This is a genomic window from Arthrobacter mobilis, from assembly GCF_012395835.1.
GTDB lineage: Bacteria > Actinomycetota > Actinomycetes > Actinomycetales > Micrococcaceae > Crystallibacter > Crystallibacter mobilis.
Genome location: NZ_JAAZSQ010000010.1, coordinates 27,005 through 27,760, shown reverse-complemented (window position 1 = coordinate 27,760; position 756 = coordinate 27,005). Strand labels below are relative to the sequence as shown.

The window sequence follows — 756 nt, the reverse complement described above, 5'->3', positions numbered from 1 at the left end:
CCGGCTCATCGCCTCCCTGACCCCCGGGGACCTGGACCACGTCTTCTTCACCAACGGCGGCGCCGACGCCGTCGAGCACGCCGTCCGCATGGCCCGGCTGCACACCGGCCGCTACAAGGTCCTCTCCGCCTACCGCTCCTACCACGGCGGAACCCACCTGGCCATCAACCTCACCGGCGACCCCCGCCGGATCCCCAACGACCACGGCGACGCCGGCGTGGTGCACTTCATGCCGGCCTACCCGTACCGGTCCTACTTCGGCTCGGCCACCGGGGAGGAGGAGACCGGGCGGGCGCTGCGCCACCTCGAGGACATGATCCTGCTCGAGGGGCCGCAGAACATCGCCGCGCTCATCCTCGAGTCGGTGCCGGGCACCGCCGGCATCTACGTGCCCCCGCCGGGCTACCTCGAGGGGGTGCGGGAACTGACCCGCAAACACGGGATCGTGTTCATCGCCGACGAGGTCATGGCCGGCTTCGGGCGCACCGGTAAGTGGTTCGCCATCCAGCACTGGGACGTTATCCCTGACCTGCTCACCTTCGCCAAGGGGGTCAACTCCGGCTACGTGCCCCTGGGCGGGGTGGCCATCTCCGACGAGATCTACTCCACCTTCGCCCAGCGGGTGTACCCGGGCGGGCTGACCTACTCCGGGCACCCGCTGGCCTGCGCCGCCGCCGTCGCGACCATCACCGCCATGGCCGAAGAAGGCATGGTGGAGAACGCCGCCCGGCTCGGCGAGGACATCATCGGGCCGAA

At 70.4% G+C, this 756-nt stretch carries 1 protein-coding gene; it reads left to right on the top strand.

What is annotated here, in order from left to right; all coding sequences use genetic code 11:
• The coding region (locus HGG74_RS11545) for an aminotransferase class III-fold pyridoxal phosphate-dependent enzyme (protein WP_168486664.1) at positions 1-756 on the top strand (756 nt) is incomplete at both ends.